This window comes from Mesorhizobium sp. P2_C5_2 (assembly GCF_056404535.1).
This window is the reverse complement of sequence record NZ_JBFUDV010000008.1, coordinates 1-23,466: the sequence shown is the minus strand read 5'-3', so window position 1 is coordinate 23,466 and position 23,466 is coordinate 1. Positions and strand designations below refer to the sequence as shown.

The following is a 23,466-nucleotide window of genomic DNA, read 5'->3' as shown; positions in this document are numbered from 1 at the left end:
GAAACGAACAGCCGAGCCATGGATTGACAAGCACGAAGGATCAATCCAGCATAGTGACAAGGGGTTCCTTCGCGACGACCCCGTGAGGCGTCAGCCCAACGATCGCGTCCAAACTCTCACTCTGGAGGTGGACGCCATGCCGTCAACAACCGCAATCACCGTAGCGCAACTTTCCCGGCTCATCGGCTTGCCGGACGCGCCTGTTCTTGTCGATGTTCGCATCGACGAGGACTATGACGCCGATCCCCGCCTGCTGCCGGCCTCGTGCCGGCGCGACTTCAAGACTGTTTCGAGCTGGGCGGCCGAGTTCACCGGGGCTCATGTGGTCGTTATTTGCCAGAGAGGGCAGAAGCTCTCGCAAGGCGTCGCCGCCTGGCTGCGCCATGAGGGCATCGCTGCCGAATCGCTCGAAGGCGGTTTCGAAGCCTGGCTGGCGGCCAAGGGGGTTCTGGTCAAGGCCGAGAAGATGCCGCGCCGCGACGACAAGGGCCGCACGGTCTGGGTGACGCGGGCCCGCCCCAAGGTCGACCGCATCGCCTGTCCGTGGCTGATCCGCCGCTTCGTCGACCCTTCGGCGGTGTTCCTGTTTGTCGAACCGGCCGAAGTGCTGGCTGCCGCCGATCGTTTCGCGGCGATCCCCTTCGACATCGACGATGTGTTCTGGAGCCATCGCGGCGAGCGGTGCACCTTCGACACCATGATCGAGGAATTCGGGCTGCGGTTCGAGGCGCTCGACCGTCTTGCCTTGATCGTGCGTGCGGCCGACACGGCGCGCCTCGATCTCATTCCGCAGGCGGCTGGGTTCCTTGCCGCATCGCTCGGCCTGTCACGCATGTTCCGCGACGATCTCGAACAGCTCGAGGCCGGCATGCTGCTCTATGATGCGTTCTTCAGGTGGTGCCGCGACGCCACCGACGAAACCCACAACTGGCCGAGCGGGCCCAAAGCGACATGAACGCTCTTGCCGTGGACGACAGCCCGCTCGCTGCTCCAGCCCCGCCTACCTTCAGGCAAGCCGCGAAACTGTGGGCCAGGATTGGTCTGCTCTCCTTCGGCGGGCCTGCCGGACAGATCGCGCTGATGCACAAGGAATTGGTCGAGGACCGCCGCTGGATCGGCGAGCAGCGGTTCCTGCATGCGCTCAACTATTGCATGCTGTTGCCCGGCCCCGAGGCGCAGCAGCTCGCCATCTATATCGGCTGGCTGCTGCACCGGACCGCCGGCGGCCTCGTCGCCGGCATCCTGTTCGTGCTGCCTGGTGCGCTTGTCATGCTGGGCCTCAGCACCTTCTATGTGCTCTACAATGACGCGCCGGTCATCGAGGCGCTGTTCTTCGGCATCAAGGCGGCGGTGCTTGCCGTCGTTGTCGAAGCGGTGATCCGCATCGGCAAACGGGCGCTCAAGAACCCGGTGATGGTGGCGATCGCGGTGGTCGCCTTCCTCGCCATCTATGTCGCTAGGCTGCCGTTTCCGCTGATCATCCTGTTTGCGGGGCTGGCCGGCTGGATCGGCAACCGCCTGGCGCCTGCCCTGTTTTCGGGTACGACGCACGGCAAGGGCAATGCCGCGGCCGATAGCCTGGGAGCGGTCGACCTGATGTTCGAACGCGGCGAACTCGACCATGCAAGGCCGAGGCGGTGGCATGCCGCCCGCACGATTGCGATCTGGCTGCCGGTTTGGCTCGGACCCGTGGCGCTGATTGCCGTGCTGACAGGGCCTGCCAGCGTCTGGTCGCAGCTTGGTGGCTTCTTCAGCCTGATGGCCGTCGTCACCTTCGGCGGCGCCTATGCTGTGCTCGCTTATGTCGCGCAGGCGGCGGTGACCTCGTTCGGCTGGCTTGCCCCTGGTGAAATGGTCGATGGCCTCGGCCTTGCCGAGACGACGCCGGGCCCGCTGATCCTGGTGCTGCAATTCGTCGGCTTCGTCGCCTCCTACCGGCATGCCGGCGCGATGGGTCCGCTCATCGCCGGATCGCTCGGTGCGTTGCTGACGCTCTGGGTGACGTTCGTGCCATGCTTCTTCTGGATATTTCTCGGTGCCCCCTATATCGAGGCGCTGCGCGGCAACAAGGCGTTGTCGGCGGCGCTGAGCGCGATCACGGCGGCGGTCGTCGGCGTCGTGATGAACCTTGCGCTGTGGTTTGCGCTGCATGTCGTCTTCGGCGCGGTGCACCGTGTTGGCCTCGGGATGGAGGTGCCGGTGCTGTCGTCGCTGGACTGGCGCGCCGCGCTGCTTTCGGCCGCCGCGATGGTCGCCATGTTGAAACTGAAGATCGGCATGCTGCCGACATTAGCCGGCTCGGCGCTGGCCGGACTGGCGCTGCTGGCCTTGCCTGGGTAGCGCTCGACGCAAGCAAAGCTCGACCAGCAATCATGGGCGACCACGGTCTTTCCGTGTCGGCATGCCTCTTGACTCATGCCCTCCAATTGGTATTGATACGTATAAGTGATACGTATAAGGAAGCTCATGAAAAGCTCGCGGGCCACACAGAAGGACGTTGCGCGGCTGGCGGGTGTGTCGCAGGCGAGCGTGTCCATGGTGATGAGCGGCGGCGGCTCACCGGCGATATCCTCCGAGACCTGGGAGCGGATCACCAAGGCGGCGGCGGAGCTTGGCTATACGCCGAACCGGTTCGCGCAGGCGCTCAAGACCAACCGCACCATGACCATCGCCTGCGTCGTGCCCGACATCACCAATCCGTTCTATCCGGCGCTGATGCGCGGCATCCAGTCGGTGGCCGAGAACCTCAGCTATGACGTCATCGCGGTCAGCACCGACGGGTCGGCCGAGCGCGAGCGGCATTTTCTAGATTGGTCGCGGCAGGGGCGGGTCGACGGCGTGATCGGGGTGTTCTTCACCTTGCGGGCCAGCGACTTCAAACCGTTGCTCGATGCCGGCGTACCAGTGGTGCGCATCGAATCGAGCAAGAAGCGCGGCGGCGACATCGCCATCGACGACATTTTTGTCGACAGCTACGCCGCCGCCTTCTCGGTGACGCAGTTTCTCATCGGCCGTGGCCACAAGCGCATCGCCATGGTCGCTGGCCGCGGTGGCCCCCAGGGCGTGCGGGTCGAAGGCTACCGCACGGCGCTCACCGAAGCCGGCGGCACGCCCTACATCGTCGTCGACGAGGAATTCAGCGAGACCGGAGGCGCCCGCGCCGCCGAGGCGGTGCTGGCCAGCGGCTATGCGCCGACGGCGATCTTCGCCGCTAACGATTTGATGGCCATCGGCGTGATGCAGGCGCTGCGCGATCGCGGCATCGCCATTCCCGGAGACATTGCGGTTGCCGGCTTCGACGACATTTCGGCGGCGCGGCTGGTGACGCCATCGCTGACCACCGTGGCCCAGTTCCAGGGCGACATGGGGGTCAAGGCTGCACAGATCCTGATGGAGCGCCTGCGCGGCGCCTCACCGGGCGCGGGGACCGCGCTCGAAATGCCCTACAGCCTGATCGAACGCGGTTCGACCTGACTGCCTTAAGAAACGATATCGGAGGAGAACATCATGCAACGCCGTACATTGCTCAAGACCGGCCTCGGGCTTGCCGCCCTGCCGCTGCTGTCGCGCCTTTCCTTTGCCGACGACAAGAAGCCGGTCGGTTTCTGGTACGAATCCGCCTCACCGGAAAACCAGGACAGTCTCAAGACCATTCTGATCGATCCCTTCAATACGGCGCATCCAGAGGACGATCTGTCGATCGACTTCCGTGGCACCGATCTCGACAAGCAATTGCGCATCGCCATGCTGTCGGGCAGCGGCCCGGACGTCGTCTTCACCGCCGGCCCGAGCTATGTCGCGTCGATGGCACAAGCCGGCCAATTGCTGCCGCTCGACGATTACGCCGCCAAGCTCGGCTGGAACGACCGGCTGCTGCCGCTGTTCATGGAACTGGGCAAATATGAGGGCAAGCTCTACGCGCTGGCCAAGACCTACGAGACGCTCGGCCTGTTCTACAACAAGACGCTGTTCGACAAGAACAGCTGGAAGGCGCCCACCACCATCGCCGAACTCGAGGCGCTGGCCGACGAGATGAAGGCCAAGGGCCTGGTTCCGTTCGGCGCCGGCAACGCCGACTGGCGGCCCGCCAACGAACACCATGTCTCGATCGTGCTCAATTCGGTGGCTGGTCCGGAAAATGTCTACAAGGCGCTGACCGGCGCCATTCCATGGACCGACCCGTCCATCCAGGCAGCCATCGATAAGCTCGATGAGTGGTGGCAGAAGGGCTACTTTGGCCCCAACTATTTCTCGCTGACGTTGGAGCAGGCGTTCGCCCAGGTGGCGACAGGCCAGGCCGGCATGGCGCCGAGCGGCACCTGGAGCTTTACCAACGTCCCGACCTATTTCCCGCCGAACAATGCCGAGCCGGCCTTCGTTGGTTTCCCCAGCACGAGCGGCCCGCCGGTCTATGCGCTCGGCATCGGCTCGACGCTCTCGGTCAACGCCAAATCCGAGAATCCCGACGGTGCGGCGGCAGTGCTCGACTATATCTTCAGCGACACATTCTACGGCGCCATGAATTCGGCCTGGCAGGGCGAGTGGAACCTGCCTTTGAAGGACCTGTCGGGGGCGAAGCTCTCCGACAAGGTGCTGCCGCTCTACACGGAGTCGATGAAGAACCTGTCGACGGCCGTCGGCGCCGGCCAGTACGGCTACACGACATGGACCTTCCTGCCGCCTGCCACCGATACCTATCTGGTCAGTGGCATGGAAGAAGTCTGGCTGAAGAAGATCAGCTCGAAGGACTATCTGAAGAAGTTCGACGAGACCTTCCAGCAGGAAAAGGCGGCCGGCAAGGTGCCGGCGGTGCCGAAGCGAGCCTGAGGCGGGCAACCGCGAACCATCTGAACCAGCGACGGAGCGGCGCCTGACCGGCGCTAAATCAAATAGAGCATGATGTTGTCCGAAAACCGCTTCACACTTTTCGGCATCATGCTCTGAAACCCAGGCCACTTGTCCATGCACCGGCTCTACCTCGTCCCGACGCTGATCATCAATTTCGTCATCGTGCTGGTTCCGGCACTGCTGACGGTCGTCCTGGCGTTCTGCAGTTGGGACGGCATTTCGACGCCGACGTTCTCCGGGCTGGACAATTTCCGGGCGCTGCTGGCCGACGGCGTTTTCTGGTCGGCGCTCACCAACAACATCATCTGGACCGGCATCTTCCTCGTCGTGCCGATCGCCATGGGGCTGCTGGCCGCTTCGATGCTCTTGATCGTGCGGCGCGGCAGCAATTTCTTCCAGGTCGTCTACTTCCTGCCGGTCGTCATCGCCACGGTCATCACCGCGCGCGTCTGGCAAGGCATGATCTACAGCCCCGTCACCGGCGTGTTCGGCATGCTGGACCGCATGGGCCTGCCGGTGGCCAATCCGCTGGCGCAGCCATCGACCGCGCTGTTTGGCGTGGCGACCGTCGACCTCTGGCACTGGTGGGGGTTTCTGTGCGTCATCTTCTTCGCAGCCCTGCGGCAGGTGCCGCAGGAACAGATCGAGGCGGCGCGCATCGAGGGCGCCAGCTACACACAGATGATGCGCTATGTTCTGCTGCCGGCGATCCGGCCGACCATCATGCTGATGATGATCATGACGGTGATCTGGAGTTTTCTCGCCTTCGACTTCGTCTACATCCTGACCCAGGGCGGGCCGGCGTTTTCGAGTGAAGTGCTGTCGACGCTGGCCTATCGCCACGCCTTCTACGACCTCAATGTCGGCCAGGCCGCGGCGGCGGCGCTGGTGATCAGCCTGTTCGGTCTGGTCGGCACCTTCTTCTATGTCCGCCTGCAGACGCAGGAGGGCGAACAATGAGAATGGTCGAGAGCCGGGCGACGCTCACCGTCTCCTATATCGTGCTCGGCATCGGCGCCTTCATCGCGCTATTTCCGATCGCGCTGCTGGTGCTCAATGCACTGAAGCCTGCGGCGCAGATCGTGCAGAGCCCGCTGTCGCTGCCGAACCCGATCCGCTGGGAGAATTTCACCAATGCTTGGACGCACGCCAAATTTTCCAAAACCTTCGTCAATTCGCTGTTGCTGTCCGGCACCACGATCGTCCTTGTCTGCACGACATGCTCGCTGTCTGCCTACGTGCTGGCGCGCAAGAAAGTCGCCTCATGGAAGATCTGGACGTTCTACCTGCTGGCCACGACCACGGCGCCGATCCAGCTCTACATTTTCCCGCTCTATTTCGGCTTTGCTAAACTCGGCCTGATCAACAATGTCTTCGGCGTCGCGCTGATCTATACGGCTCTCTACAGCCCCTTCGCGGTGATGCTGCTCAGGACCTATTTCATCGCTGTGCCGAAGGAGCTCGAGGAAGCCGCGCTGATCGACGGCGCCACGTCCTGGCAGGTGTTTTCCAAGGTCATGTTGCCGATCGTGTCGCCGGGCATCCTGACGGTGGCGCTGATCATCGGCCTCAATTCCTGGAACGAATTCCTGATCGCGACGACGTTCCTGCAGAAGGCGGACAAGGTCACTGCGGTGATCGGCTTCTACCTGCTCAGCGGGCAATACAGTTCCGACTGGGGTGAGATCATGGCCGCCGCGCTGATCATCGTGGTGCCGGTGGTGGTGCTGTTCGTCGCCATGCAGAAGCGGTTCATCGAAGGCATGGCGGGCGGCTCGGTCAAGGGCTGAAACCCGAGCTGAAATTTTTCGAGTATCTGGAGCAGAACATGCAGTTACCCAATGACTATCTGGAACGGGTCTATGCCGGCGTGCTTGGCAAGCTGGTGGGTGTCTATCTCGGCCGGCCGTTCGAGGGCTGGACCTACCAGAAGATCATGAAGGAGCTCGGGCCGATCGACTACTACGTGCATGAGCGGCTGAAGCAGCCGCTGGTGGTGACCGACGACGATGTCGCCGGCACCTTCACCTTCATCCGGGCGCTCGAGGATTACGGCATCTCGGCCGATCTGCCGGCCGAAGCCATCGGCAAGGCATGGTTGAACTATATCGTCGAGGAGCGTTCGATCCTGTGGTGGGGCGGCTCAGGCAATTCGACCGAGCATACCGCCTGGCTCAATCTCAAGAAGGGCATTGCGGCACCGCATTCGGGTTCTATTGCGACCAATGGCGCGACGGTTGCCGAGCAGATCGGCGCGCAGATATTCATCGACGGCTGGGCCATGGTGGCACCGGGACAGCCGCAGCTCGCGGCCAGGCTTGCCGAGCAGGCCGGCAAGGTCTCGCATGACGGCGAATCCGTCTATGCGGCGATGCTGTGGGCGGCGATGGAGGCCGAAGCCTTCGTGTCCAGCGACATCGACCATCTCATCGACACCGGCCTGTCGGTCATCCCGCGCGACAGCCTGATCGCAAAGCTGATCGCCGACATTCGCGGCTGGGTGAAACAACATCCCGACTGGCACGACACGCGCCAGAAGATCGAGGACAAATACGGCTACGACAAATATCCCGGCAATTGCCACGTGGTGCCCAACCATGCGCTGATGGTCATGGCCGTGCTCTATGCGCCCGACGATTTCCAGAAGGCGCAGATGATCGTCAACACGTCGGGCTGGGACACCGACTGCAACGCCGGCAATGTCGGCTGCCTGCTCGCTCTGATGCTCGGCCTTGACGGCATCGAAGCCGGTCCTGACTGGCGCGGGCCGATCGCCGACCGGCTGCTGATCTCCTCGGCCGATGGCGGCAACTCGATCAACGATGCGGTGCGCACCGCATACTACATCGCCAATCTCGGCATGACGCTCGCCGGCGGAAACCCACTCGATGCGCCCAAGGGTGGCGCCCAGTTCCACTTCTCGCTGTCGGGCAGCCAGCAGGGCTTTCGGCCGGTCGAAGGTCACGGCTCTGCGATTGGCATTCGCGTCGGCAACATCGAGTTCGAGAATGCCCGCGCGCTGACCGTAAACTATGAAGCGCTGGCGCCCGGCCTCAGCGCCACGGTGACGACGCCGACATTTTCGCCGCGCGAAGTGCTGTCGATGCGCACCTACGATCTGATGGCGACGCCGCTGGTTTATCCCGGGCAAGTGGTCAAGGCGCGCGTCGTTGCCGATCGCCACAGCAGGGGCGTGGTGTCGGTGCGGCTGCGCATCCGCGCCTATGATGGCGAGGACCATCTGCGCGACATCGATGGCGACGCCGTCACCTTGAAGGCAGGCGAAGACCGCGTCCTGTCATGGCGCCTGCCGGATCTGGACGGTCAGCCGATCGCCGAGATCGGCATCGTTCTCACCAGCGAGGGCAAGCGTGCCGACGGCCGTGTGTTGCTCGACTATCTCCGCTGGGATGGGGCGCCGGAACTCACGCTGCACCGTCCCGCCGGCGAAAGCGATTTCTGGCGCATGGCCTGGGTCAATGGCGTCAGCTTCTTTTCCAAGCGCTATCCGCCGAGCTTCCGCATTTCGCAAAGCCGCGACGAAGGCATGGTCATTCACGGCACGCGGCAATGGATCGACTATAAGGTCTCCGGAGACATCGTCATTCACCTCGGCAATTATGGCGGCGTGTGCGCGCGCGTCCAGGGTCTACGGCGCTACTACGCCGTGCGCGCCATGCGCGATGGCAAGCTGCAGATCGTGCGCACACGGGATGCCGAGACAGTCGTTCTGGCGGAGACGACATACGATCTCGTTTTCGAAAAGGCGATCCCTGTGACATTGACCGTCAAGGGCAGCCGGATCAAGGCGCTGTTCGATGGTGTGGCGCTCGAGGCGGACGATACGACCGCCGAGGCGTTGAAAGATGGTGGCATCGGACTGCTCATCGCTGAAGGCGCCCTGTCGACCGACAGGCTGCATGTGAGCGGGACCTGAACGTCCCGCGACCTCAATCCCAGGAAAAATCCCCATGGCTTCAGTCGAAATCGCCAATGTGCTGAAATCCTACGCCGGGCACGCAGTGCTGCACGGCGTCTCCGTCACGATTCCTGACGGCCAGTTCGTGGTACTGGTGGGGCCATCTGGCTGCGGCAAGTCCACGCTGCTGCGCATGATCGCCGGGCTGGAGGACATTTCCGGCGGCACGATCAGCATCGGCGACAAGGTCGTCAACGACCTGCCGCCGAAGAAGCGCGACATCTCCATGGTGTTCCAGAATTATGCGCTCTACCCGCATATGACGGTCGCCGAGAACATGGCGTTCTCGATGACGCTCGCCAAAGCGCCGAAAGCGGAAAAAGACGAGCGGGTGGCGAAAGCCGCGGAAATCCTTGGCCTGACGCCGCTGCTCGATCGTTATCCCAGGCAATTGTCTGGTGGCCAGCGCCAGCGCGTCGCCATGGGCCGCTCCATCGTGCGCAACCCGCAGGTGTTCCTGTTTGACGAACCGCTGTCGAACCTGGATGCCAAATTGCGCGTGGCCATGCGCGCCGAGATCAAGGCGCTGCATCAGCGCCTGCGCACCACCACTGTTTATGTCACGCACGACCAGGTCGAGGCCATGACCATGGCCGACCAGATCGTCGTGCTGAATGATGGGCGCGTGGAACAGATCGGCAGTCCGCTCGAACTCTACGACCATCCGGCCAATCTGTTCGTCGCGACTTTTATCGGCTCGCCGTCGATGAACATCATCGACGGCGTTGTGGCGCGCAACGATGCCGCGCCGGTGGTGCGGGCGCGTGACGGCACGCTTTTGCCTGTCGCCTCGGGGTTCGGCGCAGCGGAGGGAAAGCAGGTCCGCTACGGCTTCCGGCCGGAACATCTCAGCATCTCTGCCTCCGGCAAGGGCATTGCCGCATCGATCGACGTGGTCGAGCCGACAGGCTCCGAAACCCAGGTCCATCTGACGATCGCCGGCGTGCCGGCGGTCGCCGTGTTTCGCGAAAGGATCAGTGCCCGTCCGGGAGATACGCTCTACGTCGAACCCGATACCGCCAAGCTGAACCTGTTCGACGCCGAGACTGGACGGGCGCTGGTAAACTGATTTGACGAGGTTGGCCGAGCTGTTTCAAAGTCGCTCCCGGATCGCGAAACGGGATGTGACATGGTGGGTTCTGAGCGGATCGACAAGCTGATCAAAGGGGTGCCCCCGGCCCTGGCGCTTCGTGCCGGGCTGGACCTTGGCATCTTCACCCGGCTCGGTGGCGATGCGATGACGGCTGACAGCCTTGGGACCGCGCTCAAAGCCGACCCCGATCGTCTGTCGCGGCTGCTCTACGCGCTCGCCAGCATCGGTCTCCTCGACGTCAAGGATGGTCAATTTCGCAACGGAGCCGAAGCGGCGGCCTTCCTCGACGCGTCCAAGCCGACCTATCGCGGCGGCGACCATGCGCTGCTGCGCGAGCTCTGGGGAGCCGACCTGTTGACCGCAGAGTCGCTGCGACAGAACCGGCCGGCTGCGCTGCACGACTTTTCCGAAGCGGGCCTCGAGTCCGCGGCGGCCTTCAGCCGCATGCTCGCACCGGGCGGGGTGATTTTCGGCCGAAATCTGGCCCGTGAGTTGGACCTCCAGGCGATCGGTTCGGTGATCGACATCGGCGGCGGCGCCGGGACCATTCTGGTCGGCCTTCGCGAGCGGTGGCCGCATATTGCGGCGACGCTGATGGAACTCCCGACGGTCGCAGCGGTCGCGCCAGCCATCCTGTCAGAATACGGTGCCGACGACGTGGTTGTCGAAGAAGGCGACATAACTGTCGCGCCATCGATCGGCCGGCACGACCTGGCGATCCTGAAAGCCGTCGTCCAGGTCCTTCCGCCGGCCCAGGCGCGCAGTTCGATCCTGAACGCGGCGCGTTGCCTCACACCTGGAGGCGAGATCGCAATTGCGGGGTGGGGTGTCGTCGATGATGACCGCCTCGGCCCGTCTGAGGGTGTCTTCCTCAATCTCACCTTCCTGAACCTCTACCGCGCAGGCGAATCGTACACGGAAGGTCAGTATCGGGCGTGGATGGCCGAGGCTGGATTCCGGGATATCTCCAGGTCGCGCCTCGCGGACGGCACCGCGCTGTTTCGTGGGCGCCTCACGGGCTGATCGTGGCGGAATGGCTGGTTTCGGGCGAAGGCTCTCCGAGGCTCTAGAGCCAGCCCTGGATGGATTGCATAAAGGTCCTGAGGCGGCGTGAGCCGATTTTTCCCCTTACCGGGCAGCGCGGGGTATCGGCAGTCTTCTTTACTATGAGCTGTTTGGTGCGCGAGATCTCTTGGAACTCTTGCGTGTAAGCGACCAGGAAGCCATCGACGGCGGAAGTTGGACGCTCCCAATTTGCCTTGTCGTCCTTGTAATCGGTGTAGTCATCCCAAATGAGCATGCCGCCAACATTGAGCATCCCCCATGCCAGGACGCTATCCATCAAGACGCTTTCGCGCTCGTGACAGCCATCGATATAGACCAGGTCAAATTCCGCTCCGGCCTGGCGTAGTCTGATCAGCGCCGGAAGCGAAAAGTCTCGAATCTTCGTGATCCGATCGGCGTATCGCCGCAGATTGTTGTCGAACCGCTTTTCCCGTTTGTGGAAAGCATCGATGCAGGTGATGACGGCCTTTCGCAAATAGCTGGCAAAGAAGAGGGCGGAGCGGCCCTCCATGGAGCCAATTTCCAGAATCGAAAGGGGCGTGTCGCGCAGCGGTTCAAGAATGGGCATCCACGTCGAGAGCTTGTTCGTCACGTAGTCGCGCTCGGTAAACGAAGCTGCAGCGTTGATGCCCTGCCAATCGAAATCCATTCCTGTCAGAAGCCCCTTGAGTGTACCCGTGATTGTCGTTCCGGCCGAGCTATGATCTTGGATACTGGCGGCGCAACGGTACCATCATTCCCGCCAATCTTGGTCCTGTTTCATGACCAGAGCCGGACGTATCTACCGGCCATCGCCACGTGACAAATGACGGAGGAGACAATTCCGATGAAGGCAATCGTAGTAACGGACCAGGCCGCGGGGACGGCCGGGATGAAGCTGGCGGAACGACCCGAGCCACAAGCGGCTATAAACGACGTCGTCGTTCAGGTTCATGCGTCGGGATTCGTCCCGACTGAGCTGACGTGGCCCTCGACCTGGACTGATCGCGTCGACCGAGACCGAACGCCATCGATCCCCGGGCACGAGCTGGCCGGARTGGTCACCGCCCTCGGCTACGGCACGACGGGACTGTCGGTGGGCCAGCGGGTGTTCGGTCTCACCGATTGGTATCGCAACGGCACACTGGCGGAGTATGTGGCCGTCGAGGCCCGTAACCTAGCGCCGCTGCCGGGCGACGTCGACTTCACTGTAGGCGCCAGTTTGCCGATCTCGGGCCTGACTGCGTGGCAGGGTCTGTTCGATCATGGCCTTCTTCAGGCCGGGCGGAGTGTCCTTGCGCATGGCGCGGCCGGCGCAGTCGGGTCGATGGTGACGCAACTCGCACGAGAGGCCGGCGCCTACGTCATTGGCACCGGACGCGCTGCCGAYCGTCAGAAGGCGCTCGAGTTCGGCGCGAACGAGTTCGTCGACCTCGAGAACGACGCCCTGGAAGACGTCGGCGGCGTCGATCTGGTGTTCGATGTCATCGGCGGCGATATCCAGAAGCGGTCCGCAAGCCTTATTCGAGCCGGAGGAACACTAGTGACCGTCGTCGGGCCGCCCGAGGCGCAGCCCGCCAATGGCCTGGCGGTCGACTTCGTTGTCGAGTCCGACCGTGCTCAACTGCGTGAGATCATCCAGCGGGTGCGGGATGGACGACTGCGGACGAACATCGGCAACATCTCGACCCTCGACTATGCCGTTTCCGCCTTCAACCCGACCGAGCGACGCTCGGGGAAGACGATCATCCGCGTTCGTCCGTGAGCAACACGCGCCTATCGATGCACGCGCCCAGCCGGCGCTATCCGGATCGGCCGGCTGCCGCAGGCGATCGACGGGCGCCAAGGGCCGTATCTGAATCTATGATCCCTTCACGATTCTCGGTTTGGTCGGTCGTCGGGATTGAGCGGCGCTCTCGAGGGCCAAGGCCAGCCGCTTCTCGTCTTCGATAGCGCGATCGACTGCCTCGATTTCCTCTTGGAGCGCCTTCAGCTCGGCTCCGTAGCTGGAGCCGTCGCTGTCCCCGATCTGAAAGCCACTCGCCCGCATTGCGTCGCGAGTATGGTGCACGTTGCGGACTCCTTCGCGTCGAGTCGCGACCAGGATCTCCCTGAACTCATCAAGACGTTCAACGTGATTGCGAGTCATTGCGTTCTCCTATTTCGTCGTCATTCGTCGCCGACGGCCACTCAGAATGGCAGAACCTTGCGGCGCAGAAGGTCTAAGTGACTACAGGAGATACTCTCGACAAAGCATGAGTACGGAAGCTCAAATTTGAACGTCTTGCAATAACGTGGAGCGCGGAAGGCGGAAATTGGCTAGGGACCCCACGGATCATGTCTAGACGCTAGACTTTTCGGCAGAGCACGCCTTGCTGCTCGGCGTCCGATCCGCTTATCGCTGTTCCGTATGTGTTGTCGGCGCTCACAAATGGCTCGGCTCGAAACATTTCTGAACTCTCGAAAGTTACCGGCATCCATCGCTCTGACCTCAGCAAGGCATTGCCACTAGCCTTCCTGTCTCCGGCGATCGTGGATGACATCTTGGCGGGCAATCAACCTGTCAGCCTAACCGCTCGGCGGCTCGCTCGGCTCGCCGATCTGCCGGTTGATTGGAACCAGCAGCAGTCCGTCTTAATCACCGCCTGGTCACTTCCCGCTCTCCAGAAGCGGGTCACGTCGGCAATCTCTCTGTATCCGTCACGAAAACAATAGGGCACGGAAACCGGTCAGAGAGACCGGCCTTGAAAATTGGGCGGAAACAGAGACTGACTGGGCGTATGAGCCCGACAGTTTAAGGGGAGCGTAGCCTAACCTGCGGAAATGTCGGCCGAATTTCGAGCCAGTCACCATAGACAATACTGCCAGTGACTGAGTGGTGATCCCGACAGGAATCGAACCTGTGACCTACAGATTAGGAATTTGTCAGACGGCCTTTCCTATTGTTTCCCAATGCAGGTCGTTGTACGTTTTCACTCGTTCTAACATGCTCAAGTTGTTGTGTTTTTCGTACTACGCGGCTATGATGGCGTAGACAAACCAACAGATTGAACATGGCGCAATCCCCGTACTAATCCCGTACTAATTTCATGACAGACCTCAGAATCCCCCTTACAGACCGCGCCGTCGCAAGCCTCCAGCCGGCGTCTTCGGGCCAATATTTTGCTCGGGACACCGATCTGCCGGGCTTCATGGTGCTCGTGGGCAAACGGAAAAAAACGTTCGTCGTCCAGGGTGATCGAATGAAGGCGGGCAAGCGTCTGTCCGTCCGGATGAAGGTTGCCGAAGTTGGAGAACTCACAACGCGTGTGGCACGGGCGAAGGCCAAGGACATTCTCGGCAAGATCGCCAACGGTGTTGACCCTCGCGCGTCGACGCGCAAGCGGACCAGCGATGCTGAAGCGGTTGATCTGCCGTCGATCACGAACCCCACGCTGCGCACCGCCTGGAAACGCTACCGTGACGGGCATATGAAGAACAAAGGTCGCAGCGATGGGACGATCAACAACTATCGTGATCACGTCGAGCGGCTATTGGCCGATTGGCTTGACGAGCGGCTTTCCAAGCTCGGCAGCGATCCCTCTCTGGTCACGGCGCGACATGAGAATCTCACGAAAGCGAACGGCGCCTATATAGCCAATGGCTGCATGCGAACGCTGCGCGCCGTCTACAATCATGCCCGCAAGGCCGCCCGCACACTTCCGGCGGACAACCCGGTCTCAGCCATAGACTGGAATGCCGAATATCGGCGCAATACCGCGCTCGGGCTTTCAGATCTGGAGGAGTGGTTCGCCCAACTCGCCGCCTTGAAGAACCCTGTTCGGCGGGAGCTCCATTTGTTCATGCTGCTCTCAGGCCATCGCCCTGAAGCGATCAGGAAGGCGCGGGTCGAGCATGTCAATTTTCGCGCTCGAGTCCTGCACATACCCAAGCCGAAGGGCGGCGAGGTCAAGGCGTTCGACATACCGCTTTCGAGAGCCATGATCCGCTGTCTGGTTCGGGTGATGCGCATTGGTCGGGCTCTCTACGCCAAGCAATCGCGTGAATGGCTGTTCCCAGCCGATAGCGAAAGTGGTCACATTATCGAGCACAAGGAGAAACGCAGCGATCTGTCGAAATGGGGGAATGACCTGCGGCAGACTTTCCGGACAATCGCCCAGGCTGCAGGCGTTGCAGAGCTGGACGTTCATCTTCTGATGAACCACTCGATCCCGGGCGTTAATGCTGGCTACATCACACGCAACAAGCTGCTGAGCGACCACCTGCGCCAGCAGCAGGAAGCTATCTCACGTCGGATGCTCGAAGCCGGGCGTTCGAGACAGAGAGAATCGAAGGATAGTGCTTCTGCCTGGCCGGCATTGCCAAGCAGACGCCTGCATTCTGAACTGATGAGCGAAGACGACTAGCTGCGCCGAGACATTCCGCATTGCACCGGACCTTGTCCGGGGCTAACGGCCGCTTTGCGCCGCTTGTCGGCCGTTGAGGGCACCTTTGCCACCTCGTGAAAGCAGACATTGCCGGCGACGAGGCTTGACGGTCGCGGTCGCGGCAGGCACAAAGATCAGTCGAGGCTGATCCGCGTTCCCTTGGCGCCGTTAAGCAGCCGCTTGAGATGGAAGCTGGCGAGCTGGTCGTCCGGACATTTGCCAATCTGCGCGGCGAAGGCCGTAAGCGCGTTTGCATCGCCGGCCTCCAATCTGCCGAAGGCTTCGAGATAGCTCGCCGTCGAAGGATCATCATACTGCTTTGACGACAAAGGCTCGAACGCGCGCAGCGCCTCGGCCCTGCCGCGCAGCATCAGATCGCCGACCGGCCGTCCACGGAAGCCGTCGACCCTTGCAGCCGCGCTCCCGCTGACGCAGATACGCGTGCCCAGCTGCTTGTTGGCGCTTTCCAGCCGCGCCGCGATATTGATGGTGTCGCCATAGGCCGTGTAGTCGAAGAAGCGGCCTCCGCCGAAATTTCCGACCAGCGCCGGACCTGCATGGACGCCGATGCGGGTCGTACCGACCGTGACGCCCTTGTCGCGCCAGCTATCGCGGAACGATTGCGACAGCGCGTCGAGCTCGAGCGCGCAGGCAACCGCGCGCGCCGCATGGTCCTGCTGCTCGCCAGGCGCGCCGAACAGCACATGCAGCGCATCGCCGACGATCTTGGCGACGGTGCCTTCATGCGCGAAAACGACGTCGGTCATGCCGGCCAAATAGTCGTTGAGGAGCGCGCCTAGCGTGGCAGGGTCGATCGTTTCCACCAGCGTTGTGAAGCTGGTAATGTCGGTGAACAGCGAGGCGACCTCGCGCCACTGTCCGGCTAGCGCCAACCCTTCGGCGTCGCCGGCCAGCCGCTCGGCCAGATTGGGCGAGAAGTAGCGCGACAGCGATGCATGCGCGCGCTCCGCGACCGCTTGCCGCCGATGCGCCTCGTGCAGCACCTCGCGATGCTTCAAGGTCTTGGCGATCGTGGTCTCCAGGTCGGCAAAGTCGATCGGCTTAGTGATGAAGTCGAAGGCGCCGCGGTTCATCGCCGTGCGGATGTTGGCCATGTCGCCGTAAGCGGAGACGATGACCGTCGAAAGCTGCTGCCCCTCGGCCTGCTGCAGCTTTTCCAGCAGCGACAGGCCGTCCATACGGGGCATGTTGATGTCGCACAGCACCATGTCGATGTCGCTGTTGCCGTCGATGACGGACAGGGCGTCCACACCATCGCTGGCAAACAGGAAAATGACCGCGCCGTCGCGGATCTGACGCCGGAACTTCTGGACGATCAAGACCTCAAGATCGGGCTCGTCGTCGACCACGAGGATGCGCGCCGTCACGCCACCATTCCCAGCCGGGTTTCGATCTGTTGCCTGAGCGCCGAAAAGTCGATCGGCTTGGTCAGCAGCGCTTCGGCACCGTTTTCCAACGCCTTGCTCTTGGTTTCGGCGTCGCCATAGGCGGTGATCATGATGACCGGGACGTCGGGCCGCAGCACCTTGATCTTCGGCAGCAGCTCGAGCCCGCTCATGCCGGGCATGTTGATGTCGGACAGCACCAGGATCAGTGTCACCCCTTCGGCGTGGTCGATCTGCTCCAACGCATCGACCGCCGATTGCGCGAACTCCATGGTGAAGCGGCTGGCTCGGATGTCGCGGCGGAACTGCTGGCGAAATAACGGCTCGACGTCGGGCTCATCGTCGACGACCAAGATGAGGAGGCTCATGCTTCACCTCCCGATTTTGCGAGCGAGGCCTCAGCGCGCGGCAGCACAATTCGGAACTCGGTGAACTCGCCTGGCTGGCTGTCGACGTCGATCGTACCGGCATGCTGTTTGACGACGATGTCGTGGCTGAGCGACAGCCCGAGCCCGGTGCCCTCGCCGGCTGGCTTGGTCGTGAAGAATGGATTGAACATCTTCTCCTTCACCTCCGGCGGAATGCCGGTGCCGTTGTCGCGGATCCTGATTTCGACACGGTCGCCGAGACTCCTGGTGGTGACGGAGAGCGTCGGCTCATAGCCCGCGCCATTCGCCGCGGCGCTCCGCTTGGCCGTCGCATAAAAGCCGTTGGAGATGAGGTTGAGAAGCACCCGCGTGATCTCCTGCGGGTAGAGATCGACATCCCCCGCCTGCGGGTCGAAATTCCGCGCCAGCGTGATGTTGAATCCTGGCTTTTCGGCGCGCGCCCCGTGATAGGCAAGGTTCAGGCTCTCCTCCACGACGGCATTGATGTCGATCGGACGATGCTCTCCTGAACCCGCGCGCGAATGCAGCAGCATGTTCCTGACGATGGAATCGGCCCGCTTGCCGTGCTGGACCACCTTGTCGAGATTGCTCTTGAGCATGCCTGTCAGCTCGGCGACCTCTTCGCGCACGGATGCCTCCAAAGGCGCCCCGGCCAGCACACTGCTCAAATCATCGATGAGTTCGCCGGAGAGCGCTGAGAAGTTGTTGACGAAGTTGAGCGGGTTCTTGATCTCGTGGGCGATACCGGCGGTCAACTGGCCGAGTGAGGCGAGCTTCTCCGTTTGCACGAGGCGGTCCTGCGCGGTCCTCAGATCTTCGAGCGAGCGTGACAATTCGCGTGTGCGCGCCTGCACCTCGTCGAACAGCCGGACGTTCTCGATCGCTATGCCGGACTGGTCGGCAAACGTCTCGACGAGTTCGATCTGCCTCGGCGTGAAGTCCCGCACCTGTGACCGCGTCAGCGCGAACACGCCTACCGGCGCGCCTTCGCGCAAGATCGGAACGCATAGAATGGTCCGGTAGCCGCCGAGCTTCTGAAGCTGCGTTGCCCCGTAGTCCGGGTCGGCGAGCACGTCCGAAACGTGGACGGCGCGGGCTTCGAGGGCCACCCTTCCGGTGACGCTGTCGCGACTGGCGGCGAAGGGATTGGCTTTGGCGAAAACCGCGGCTTCAGGCAAATTGCCGTAGTCGGCCGACCACCGGTAGAGATCGCCGTCGCGCTTGAAGATGACGCTCGTGTCCGCGTCGCACAGCTTGGCCGCTGATTCCGCCAGCGTGTCGAGAACCGGCTGCAGGTCGAACGTAGAGCGGCTGATCGCCTTCAGCACATCCGCCGTTGCCGTCTGTTGCTGCAGCGCCTCTCCGAGTTCGGCCGTCCGCGCCTGCACTTCGTCGAACAGGCGGACATTTTCGATGGCGATCACCGCCTGGTCGGCAAAGGTTTCGACGAGTTCGATCTGCCTTTCGGTGAAGGGCCGCACCGTCGAGCGGGTGAGCGAGAAAACGCCGATTGGAAGCCCCTCGCGCAGCAGCGGCACGGCCAGCACCGTGCGGTATCCGCCGAGCCGCTGTCCTTCCCGCAGCGTGTAGTCGGCGTCTGCCAGCACGTCCGGAATCTGGACGGCCTTGCCTTCGAGCAGGACTCGACCGACCCCGGTGCCGCGCCCCGGGATGTGCACAAAGCCGCTGAAATATTTCTCGAGCTCGGCCGGATAGCCGTAACTCGCGGCCTCGACGAATTTGCCGTCCGTCTCACGCACGATCGAGGCGTTGTCCGCTTCGCACAGCCGCGTGACCGATTCGGCCAGTGCGTCGAGCACTGCCCGGAGGTCGAAGGTCGAGCGGCTGATCGCCTTCAGGACGTCGGCCGTCGCCGTCTGCTGCTGCAGCGACTCGCTCAATTCCGCGGTGCGCGCCTGCACTTCTTCGAACAGGCGTGCATTCTCGATGGCTATGACCGCCTGGTCTGCGAAGGTCTGGATCAGATCGATCTGTTTCTCGGTGAAAGGTTGGACTTTCTGGCGGGCCAGTATGAGTACGCCGATCGGATTTCCCTCGCGCATCAACGGCACACCCAGCACGGTCCGGAACCAAACCTCGCTCGTGGACTCCAGGAAGGTGTATTCGGGATCGGCCAGGACGTCAGCCAGATGCACGATCCCGCGGTCGAGCAATGCCCGCCCGACCACACTGCCGCGTCCGGGCACAAAGTGCTTGTCCTTGACGTACTCCAGCCAGTCCGGAGGCAGATTGTAGTTGGTGGCGTAGTAGGCGCCTTCCGGCTCCTGCCGAGTGATGCCAGCCATATCCGCCTCGCAAAGCTGCGCGGCCGATTGCGTGAGCGTATCGAGCACCGTCTGCAAATCGAACGTCGAGCGGCTGATCACCTTCAACACGTCGGCGGTGGCCGTCTGCTGCTGCAGGGCGTCGCCGAGTTCTGCCGTGCGCGCCTGGACCTCGTCGAAAAGGCGCACGTTCTCGATCGCGATCACCGCCTGGTCGGCGAACGTCTGGACGAGATCGACCTGTCGAGGTGTATAGGGACCTGGCTCCTGCTTGCCCATTGAGAAAACGCCGATCGGTACGCCCTCGCGCATCAGCGGCACGGACAGGACGGCCTTAAAGCCGCCGAGACTTGGTAGTTCCGGGAACCCGTATTCGAGATCCTTGGCGACATCAGGAACGTGGATCACCGCTTTTTCCAATGCACTGCGTCCGACGTAAGAATCCCGTCCTACGCGGATGGCATGGCGAGCCTCGTAGGCAACAAGCTCTGGTCTCATTCCGTAGTTGGCAGCGAGTTTGTAGGCGTCGCCGTCGTTGTCCAGCATGTAGATTCCGCCCGTGTGCGACCCGCAAAGCTTGCAGGCCGAATCGATCAGCGTTTCCAGGACACGGTGCAAGTCGAAGGCGGATCGGCTGATGACTTTCAGCACATCGGCCGTGGCCGTCTGCTGCTGTAATGCTTCGCCAAGCTCGGCGGTGCGCGCCTGCACCTCTTCGAAGAGCCGCACATTGCCGATTGCGATGACGGCCTGGTTGGCGAAAGTTTTGAGAAGGCCAATTTGGCTGTCGCTAAAGGGCCGCGCCTCGATGCGCCGGATCATAAGCGCTCCGATTGCTTTTCCTTCCTGCAACAGCGGAGTGGCGAGAATCGCCCGAAAACCAAGCCGTTGAGCCATCATTCGGGCAGTTGCAAACTCCTCTCCAGCGATGGTCAAGTCGTGAACGTGGACCGGCACCCGATCCAATACGGCGCGGCCGGTAACGATGTCGCGCGCGACCGGCAAGCCAGCGCTGTCAATCGGAATCGGTCCGTGATGCGCTCCCACAGCCAGCCTGTCGGAGCGCAGCAGATAGATCGTTGCGTCATAGGCGTCGCAGAGCCGAGCGGCACTTTCAGCGACGGCGTCCAGCACAGGCTGAATGTCCGTAGGAGACCCGGCGATCACTTGCAGTATCGCGCCGGTCGCCATCTGCTGTTCCAGCGACTCGGCTAGGTCGCGGTTGCGGGTCTCCACCTCTTCGAACAGCCGCACGTTCTCGATCGCGATGACCGCCTGATCCGAAAATGTCTGCACCAGTTCGATTTCGCGCGTACTGAACGGCGAGACCGACGAGCGGGCGAGGACGAACACGCCGGTCACGGCGCCGTCACGCATCAGCGGAACGCCCAGCAGGGTGCGGAAGCCGCCGAGCCGCTGGCCTTCGATGTTGGTATACTCCGGATCGTCGAGAACGTCGGCAATCTGCTCTACCGACCCGCTCTGGGCAACGCGGGCGGCGATGCTGCCCCGGCCTGGCGTGACCGGGAGGTTGTTCATGTGGTCCTGGAATTCCTGGCTCCATCCGATCTGTACCGTCGGCTGCAACACGTCGCCCTGGCGCAGATAGATGTAGCCCATCCCGGAATGACAGAGGTCGGACGCGGACTTCACAAGCGTATGCAGCACGGAATCGAGATCGAACGCCGAACTGCTGATCGTCTTCAACACTTCGGCCGTCGCCGTCTGCTGTTCCAGCGCTTCCGTCACCTCACGGTTGCGCGCCTGCACCTCGTCGAACAGGCGGACATTCTCGATGGCGATCACCGCCTGGTCGGCGAAGCTCTCGACCAGTTCGACTTGACGCGGTGAAAATAGCCCGATCGCCCGCCGCGCCATGCCGAATACGCCGATGGTCTCCTGACCCCGCTTCAGCGGAACAGAAAGTACTCCGCGGAAACTGCCCATGATTGCCGCTTCCGGCCTTTCGTATTCCGGGTCTTCAAGCGCGTCCGCCACGTGGATCGTCAATCCCTCCAGCGCGGCGCGGCCCTGGAACGTCCCTCGTCCCACGACATGTGGATTGGCTCGTTCGTATGCATGCAGCTCAGCAGCCTGCCCGCCGCCTGCCATGAACCGCAACGTGTCGCCAACGCGCAACGTGATTGCGCCCATGTCCGCCCCGGCCAGGCGTATTGCCGAGTCGACCAGTGTCTGCAGTACCGGTTGGAGATCGAAGGCCGACCGGCTGATTGCCTTGAGCACCTCGGCGGTCGCGGTCTGCTGCTCCAACGCCTCGCCGAGGTCGCGTGTACGCGCCTGCACCTCGTCGAACAGGCGCACGTTCTCGATGGCGATGACCGCTTGGTCGGCGAAAATCTTGAGCAGCTTGATCTGCTTCTCGCTGAAAGGCTTGACCTCGATGCGCCTGATGACGAGCGCGCCGATCGCCTCGGTGTCACGCATGAGAGGTGTTGCGAGCATCGTGCGGTGGCCAAGCCTTTCGGCAAGTGTTTGGCTGACAGGAAACTCCGCACCTGCAACCGCTATGTCGTTGACATGCACAGTCTTGCAGTCAGCGAAGGCGCGACCGCAGACCCAATCGCGTGCGACCGGCATCGGTTCGAAGTCGAAGGCGATGGGGCCGTAGTGCGCTTTGGGGAATAGTGTCCCGTCTCGCGCTAGGAAAATGCCGGCGTCGTAGGTGTCGCAGAAGCGCGCAGCACTCTCCGCCACGACCTGCAGGACGGGTTGGATGTCGGTCGGCGATGCGGCGATCACCCTGAGGATCGCACTCGTCGCAGTCTGCTGTTCAAGGAGATTGGCGACCTCCGCGGTGCGTACCTGATTTTCTTCGCGCGCCGCTGTCAACTCGGATCGGAGCGAGCTGATCGTCATCTCAGAGTCGGAGTCAGGCCCTCCCACCGAGGTGCTCCTGTTTTTCTCTGCTCAGTGTCGGCTTTGGCCAGCCCAGCGTCAAGTTTGGTGACCTGCAACGTCCGTTCGTCACGCAGAGCGGCCGCTTTGGTGATGCACCTGAGCGCCGGCTTTCGGAGCTATTGCAGATAGGGAATACGTCCGAGATGGGGTCGTAGGCCGAGTGTCCGCTTCTTCGCGCCTTGACCTAAAACCAGTCGGTCAGCTTCCGGCCCCTTTCAGTCATCAAGATCGCAGGCCAGTAAGGTCGTTCCTGGATCGAACCGCGCAGAGAGCTGACATTCTCCTGATGGTGCCGTTCGCGGCAGGACAACGAACGGCTCGATTGAGCCCGGTGTCGTCGCTGGTGCGCGGTCCATCAACCGGTCACATGCCAGAATGACGCCGTTCTCTACCAGAAGAAGAAGCCAGCTCGCCGTCCAATATTGCGGGGATGGGAAGCCTGTTCAGAATCTAATGAGGGCAGAACCGCTCGCCGGCCCCAGGCCCTCACGGACGAACGCGGATGATCGTCTTCCCCGAGCGTCGCTCGGTCGGGTTGAATGCTGAAACGGCATCGTCGAGGGTCGAGATGTTGCCGATGTTCGTCCGCAGTCGGCCGTCCCGCACCCGCTGGACGATCTCACTTAGTTGAGCACGATCGGACTCGACAACGAAGTCGACCGCCAGGCCATTGGTGGGCCGCGCGTCGGGCGGCCCGACGACGGTCACCAGTGTTCCTCCTGCTCGTATCAGGCTCGCGGACCGCTTCTGGATGTCGCCGCCGATGACATCGAACACCAGATCGACGCCGCCGACGTCTTCCAGCGCGTCGTTCTCGAGGTCGACGAACTCGTTCGCGCCGAAGTCGAGCGCCTTCTGACGATCGGCAGCGCGTCCGGTGCCAATGACGTAGGCGCCGGCCTCTCGTGCGAGTTGCGTCACCATCGACCCGACTGCGCCGGCCGCGCCATGCGCAAGGACACTCCGCCCGGCCTGAAGAAGGCCATGATCGAACAGACCCTGCCACGCAGTCAGGCCCGAGATCGGCAAACTGGCGCCTACAGTGAAGTCGACGTCGCCCGGCAGCGGCGCTAGGT

At 62.5% G+C, this 23,466-nt stretch carries 17 protein-coding genes; 11 read left to right on the top strand and 6 right to left on the bottom strand.

The annotated features are described in order from the left end of the window. The first annotated feature begins 136 nt into the window (after window positions 1-136). The 9 genes from AC1D1B_RS26510 (at window position 137) to AC1D1B_RS26470 (ending at window position 10,943) form a co-directional block, all read left to right on the top strand. Window positions 137-955 (top strand): chromate resistance protein ChrB domain-containing protein, encoded by an 819-nt coding sequence (locus tag AC1D1B_RS26510; protein ID WP_477335821.1) that lies wholly within the window; start codon window positions 137-139, stop codon window positions 953-955. Further along, window positions 952-2,340 carry a chromate efflux transporter gene (gene chrA / locus AC1D1B_RS26505; RefSeq protein ID WP_477335820.1) on the top strand — a complete coding sequence of 463 codons (1,389 nt, stop codon included), beginning with the start codon at window positions 952-954 and terminating at the stop codon, window positions 2,338-2,340. The genes AC1D1B_RS26510 and chrA overlap by 4 nt, the downstream gene beginning before the upstream one ends. 126 nt (window positions 2,341-2,466) lie before the next feature. Continuing rightward, window positions 2,467-3,474 carry a LacI family DNA-binding transcriptional regulator gene (locus AC1D1B_RS26500; RefSeq protein ID WP_477263056.1) on the top strand — a complete coding sequence of 336 codons (1,008 nt, stop codon included), beginning with the start codon at window positions 2,467-2,469 and terminating at the stop codon, window positions 3,472-3,474. A 33-nt stretch (window positions 3,475-3,507) separates the two neighbouring features. Further along, on the top strand, window positions 3,508-4,827 hold the full coding sequence (locus AC1D1B_RS26495; protein ID WP_477335818.1) for an ABC transporter substrate-binding protein: 1,320 nt from the start codon (window positions 3,508-3,510) through the stop codon (window positions 4,825-4,827). A 135-nt stretch (window positions 4,828-4,962) separates the two neighbouring features. After that, entirely contained in the window at window positions 4,963-5,808 is an 846-nt protein-coding gene (locus AC1D1B_RS26490; protein WP_477335816.1) for a carbohydrate ABC transporter permease, read from the top strand. Continuing rightward, window positions 5,805-6,638 (top strand): carbohydrate ABC transporter permease, encoded by an 834-nt coding sequence (locus AC1D1B_RS26485; RefSeq protein WP_181058186.1) that lies wholly within the window; start codon window positions 5,805-5,807, stop codon window positions 6,636-6,638. Before AC1D1B_RS26490 ends, AC1D1B_RS26485 begins: the two co-directional genes overlap by 4 nt. A gap of 38 nt (window positions 6,639-6,676) precedes the next feature. Next, window positions 6,677-8,785, top strand: a complete 2,109-nt coding sequence (locus AC1D1B_RS26480) for an ADP-ribosylglycohydrolase family protein (protein ID WP_477335814.1) — start codon at window positions 6,677-6,679, stop codon at window positions 8,783-8,785. 34 nt (window positions 8,786-8,819) lie between these two features. Next, window positions 8,820-9,896: an ABC transporter ATP-binding protein gene (locus tag AC1D1B_RS26475; protein WP_477335812.1), complete on the top strand. Its 1,077-nt coding sequence runs from the start codon at window positions 8,820-8,822 to the stop codon at window positions 9,894-9,896. Between the two features lie 60 nt (window positions 9,897-9,956). After that, window positions 9,957-10,943 (top strand): methyltransferase, encoded by a 987-nt coding sequence (locus tag AC1D1B_RS26470; protein ID WP_477335810.1) that lies wholly within the window; start codon window positions 9,957-9,959, stop codon window positions 10,941-10,943. Window positions 10,944-10,986: 43 nt separating this feature from the next. On the opposite strand, the gene AC1D1B_RS26465 is transcribed toward AC1D1B_RS26470, so the two are convergent. Next, on the bottom strand, window positions 10,987-11,634 hold the full coding sequence (locus AC1D1B_RS26465) for a class I SAM-dependent methyltransferase (RefSeq protein WP_477335808.1): 648 nt from the start codon (window positions 11,632-11,634) through the stop codon (window positions 10,987-10,989). Window positions 11,635-11,811: 177 nt separating this feature from the next. On the opposite strand from AC1D1B_RS26465, the gene AC1D1B_RS26460 reads away from it, so the two are divergent. After that, a complete protein-coding gene (locus tag AC1D1B_RS26460) occupies window positions 11,812-12,729 on the top strand; it encodes an NADP-dependent oxidoreductase (RefSeq protein WP_477335806.1) in 918 nt (305 codons plus the stop codon). A gap of 96 nt (window positions 12,730-12,825) precedes the next feature. On the opposite strand, the gene AC1D1B_RS26455 is transcribed toward AC1D1B_RS26460, so the two are convergent. After that, the gene (locus AC1D1B_RS26455; protein WP_181058196.1) at window positions 12,826-13,113 is read right to left on the bottom strand and encodes a hypothetical protein; all 288 of its coding nucleotides are present in this window, start codon (window positions 13,111-13,113) and stop codon (window positions 12,826-12,828) included. A gap of 940 nt (window positions 13,114-14,053) precedes the next feature. On the opposite strand from AC1D1B_RS26455, the gene AC1D1B_RS26450 reads away from it, so the two are divergent. Further along, window positions 14,054-15,370, top strand: coding sequence for an integrase arm-type DNA-binding domain-containing protein (locus AC1D1B_RS26450; RefSeq protein WP_477335804.1), 1,317 nt, complete (start codon window positions 14,054-14,056; stop codon window positions 15,368-15,370). Window positions 15,371-15,525: 155 nt separating this feature from the next. On the opposite strand, the gene AC1D1B_RS26445 is transcribed toward AC1D1B_RS26450, so the two are convergent. The 4 genes from AC1D1B_RS26445 to AC1D1B_RS26430 form a co-directional block, all read right to left on the bottom strand. Next, entirely contained in the window at window positions 15,526-16,779 is a 1,254-nt protein-coding gene (locus AC1D1B_RS26445; RefSeq protein ID WP_477335802.1) for an adenylate/guanylate cyclase domain-containing protein, read from the bottom strand. Beyond that, entirely contained in the window at window positions 16,776-17,165 is a 390-nt protein-coding gene (locus AC1D1B_RS26440) for a response regulator (protein ID WP_095081778.1), read from the bottom strand. The genes AC1D1B_RS26445 and AC1D1B_RS26440 overlap by 4 nt, the downstream gene beginning before the upstream one ends. Continuing rightward, window positions 17,162-22,348 carry a GAF domain-containing protein gene (locus AC1D1B_RS26435; RefSeq protein ID WP_477335800.1) on the bottom strand — a complete coding sequence of 1,729 codons (5,187 nt, stop codon included), beginning with the start codon at window positions 22,346-22,348 and terminating at the stop codon, window positions 17,162-17,164. Before AC1D1B_RS26435 ends, AC1D1B_RS26440 begins: the two co-directional genes overlap by 4 nt. A 528-nt stretch (window positions 22,349-22,876) precedes the next feature. Continuing rightward, a partial coding sequence (locus AC1D1B_RS26430) for an NADP-dependent oxidoreductase (protein ID WP_477335798.1) occupies window positions 22,877-23,466 on the bottom strand: 590 nt, incomplete at its 5' end.

Excerpts from the sequence above, each read along its gene's own strand:
- AC1D1B_RS26510 (WP_477335821.1), top strand. The coding sequence starts at position 137 with ATGCCGTCAACAACCGCAATCACCGTAGCGCAACTTTCCCGGCTCATC.
- chrA (WP_477335820.1), top strand. The coding sequence starts at position 952 with ATGAACGCTCTTGCCGTGGACGACAGCCCGCTCGCTGCTCCAGCCCCG.
- AC1D1B_RS26500 (WP_477263056.1), top strand. The coding sequence starts at position 2,467 with ATGAAAAGCTCGCGGGCCACACAGAAGGACGTTGCGCGGCTGGCGGGT.
- AC1D1B_RS26495 (WP_477335818.1), top strand. The coding sequence starts at position 3,508 with ATGCAACGCCGTACATTGCTCAAGACCGGCCTCGGGCTTGCCGCCCTG.
- AC1D1B_RS26490 (WP_477335816.1), top strand. The coding sequence starts at position 4,963 with ATGCACCGGCTCTACCTCGTCCCGACGCTGATCATCAATTTCGTCATC.
- AC1D1B_RS26485 (WP_181058186.1), top strand. The coding sequence starts at position 5,805 with ATGAGAATGGTCGAGAGCCGGGCGACGCTCACCGTCTCCTATATCGTG.
- AC1D1B_RS26480 (WP_477335814.1), top strand. The coding sequence starts at position 6,677 with ATGCAGTTACCCAATGACTATCTGGAACGGGTCTATGCCGGCGTGCTT.
- AC1D1B_RS26475 (WP_477335812.1), top strand. The coding sequence starts at position 8,820 with ATGGCTTCAGTCGAAATCGCCAATGTGCTGAAATCCTACGCCGGGCAC.
- AC1D1B_RS26470 (WP_477335810.1), top strand. The coding sequence starts at position 9,957 with ATGGTGGGTTCTGAGCGGATCGACAAGCTGATCAAAGGGGTGCCCCCG.
- AC1D1B_RS26465 (WP_477335808.1), bottom strand. The coding sequence starts at position 11,634 with ATGGATTTCGATTGGCAGGGCATCAACGCTGCAGCTTCGTTTACCGAG.
- AC1D1B_RS26455 (WP_181058196.1), bottom strand. The coding sequence starts at position 13,113 with ATGACTCGCAATCACGTTGAACGTCTTGATGAGTTCAGGGAGATCCTG.
- AC1D1B_RS26450 (WP_477335804.1), top strand. The coding sequence starts at position 14,054 with ATGACAGACCTCAGAATCCCCCTTACAGACCGCGCCGTCGCAAGCCTC.
- AC1D1B_RS26440 (WP_095081778.1), bottom strand. The coding sequence starts at position 17,165 with ATGAGCCTCCTCATCTTGGTCGTCGACGATGAGCCCGACGTCGAGCCG.
- AC1D1B_RS26435 (WP_477335800.1), bottom strand. The coding sequence starts at position 22,348 with ATGACGATCAGCTCGCTCCGATCCGAGTTGACAGCGGCGCGCGAAGAA.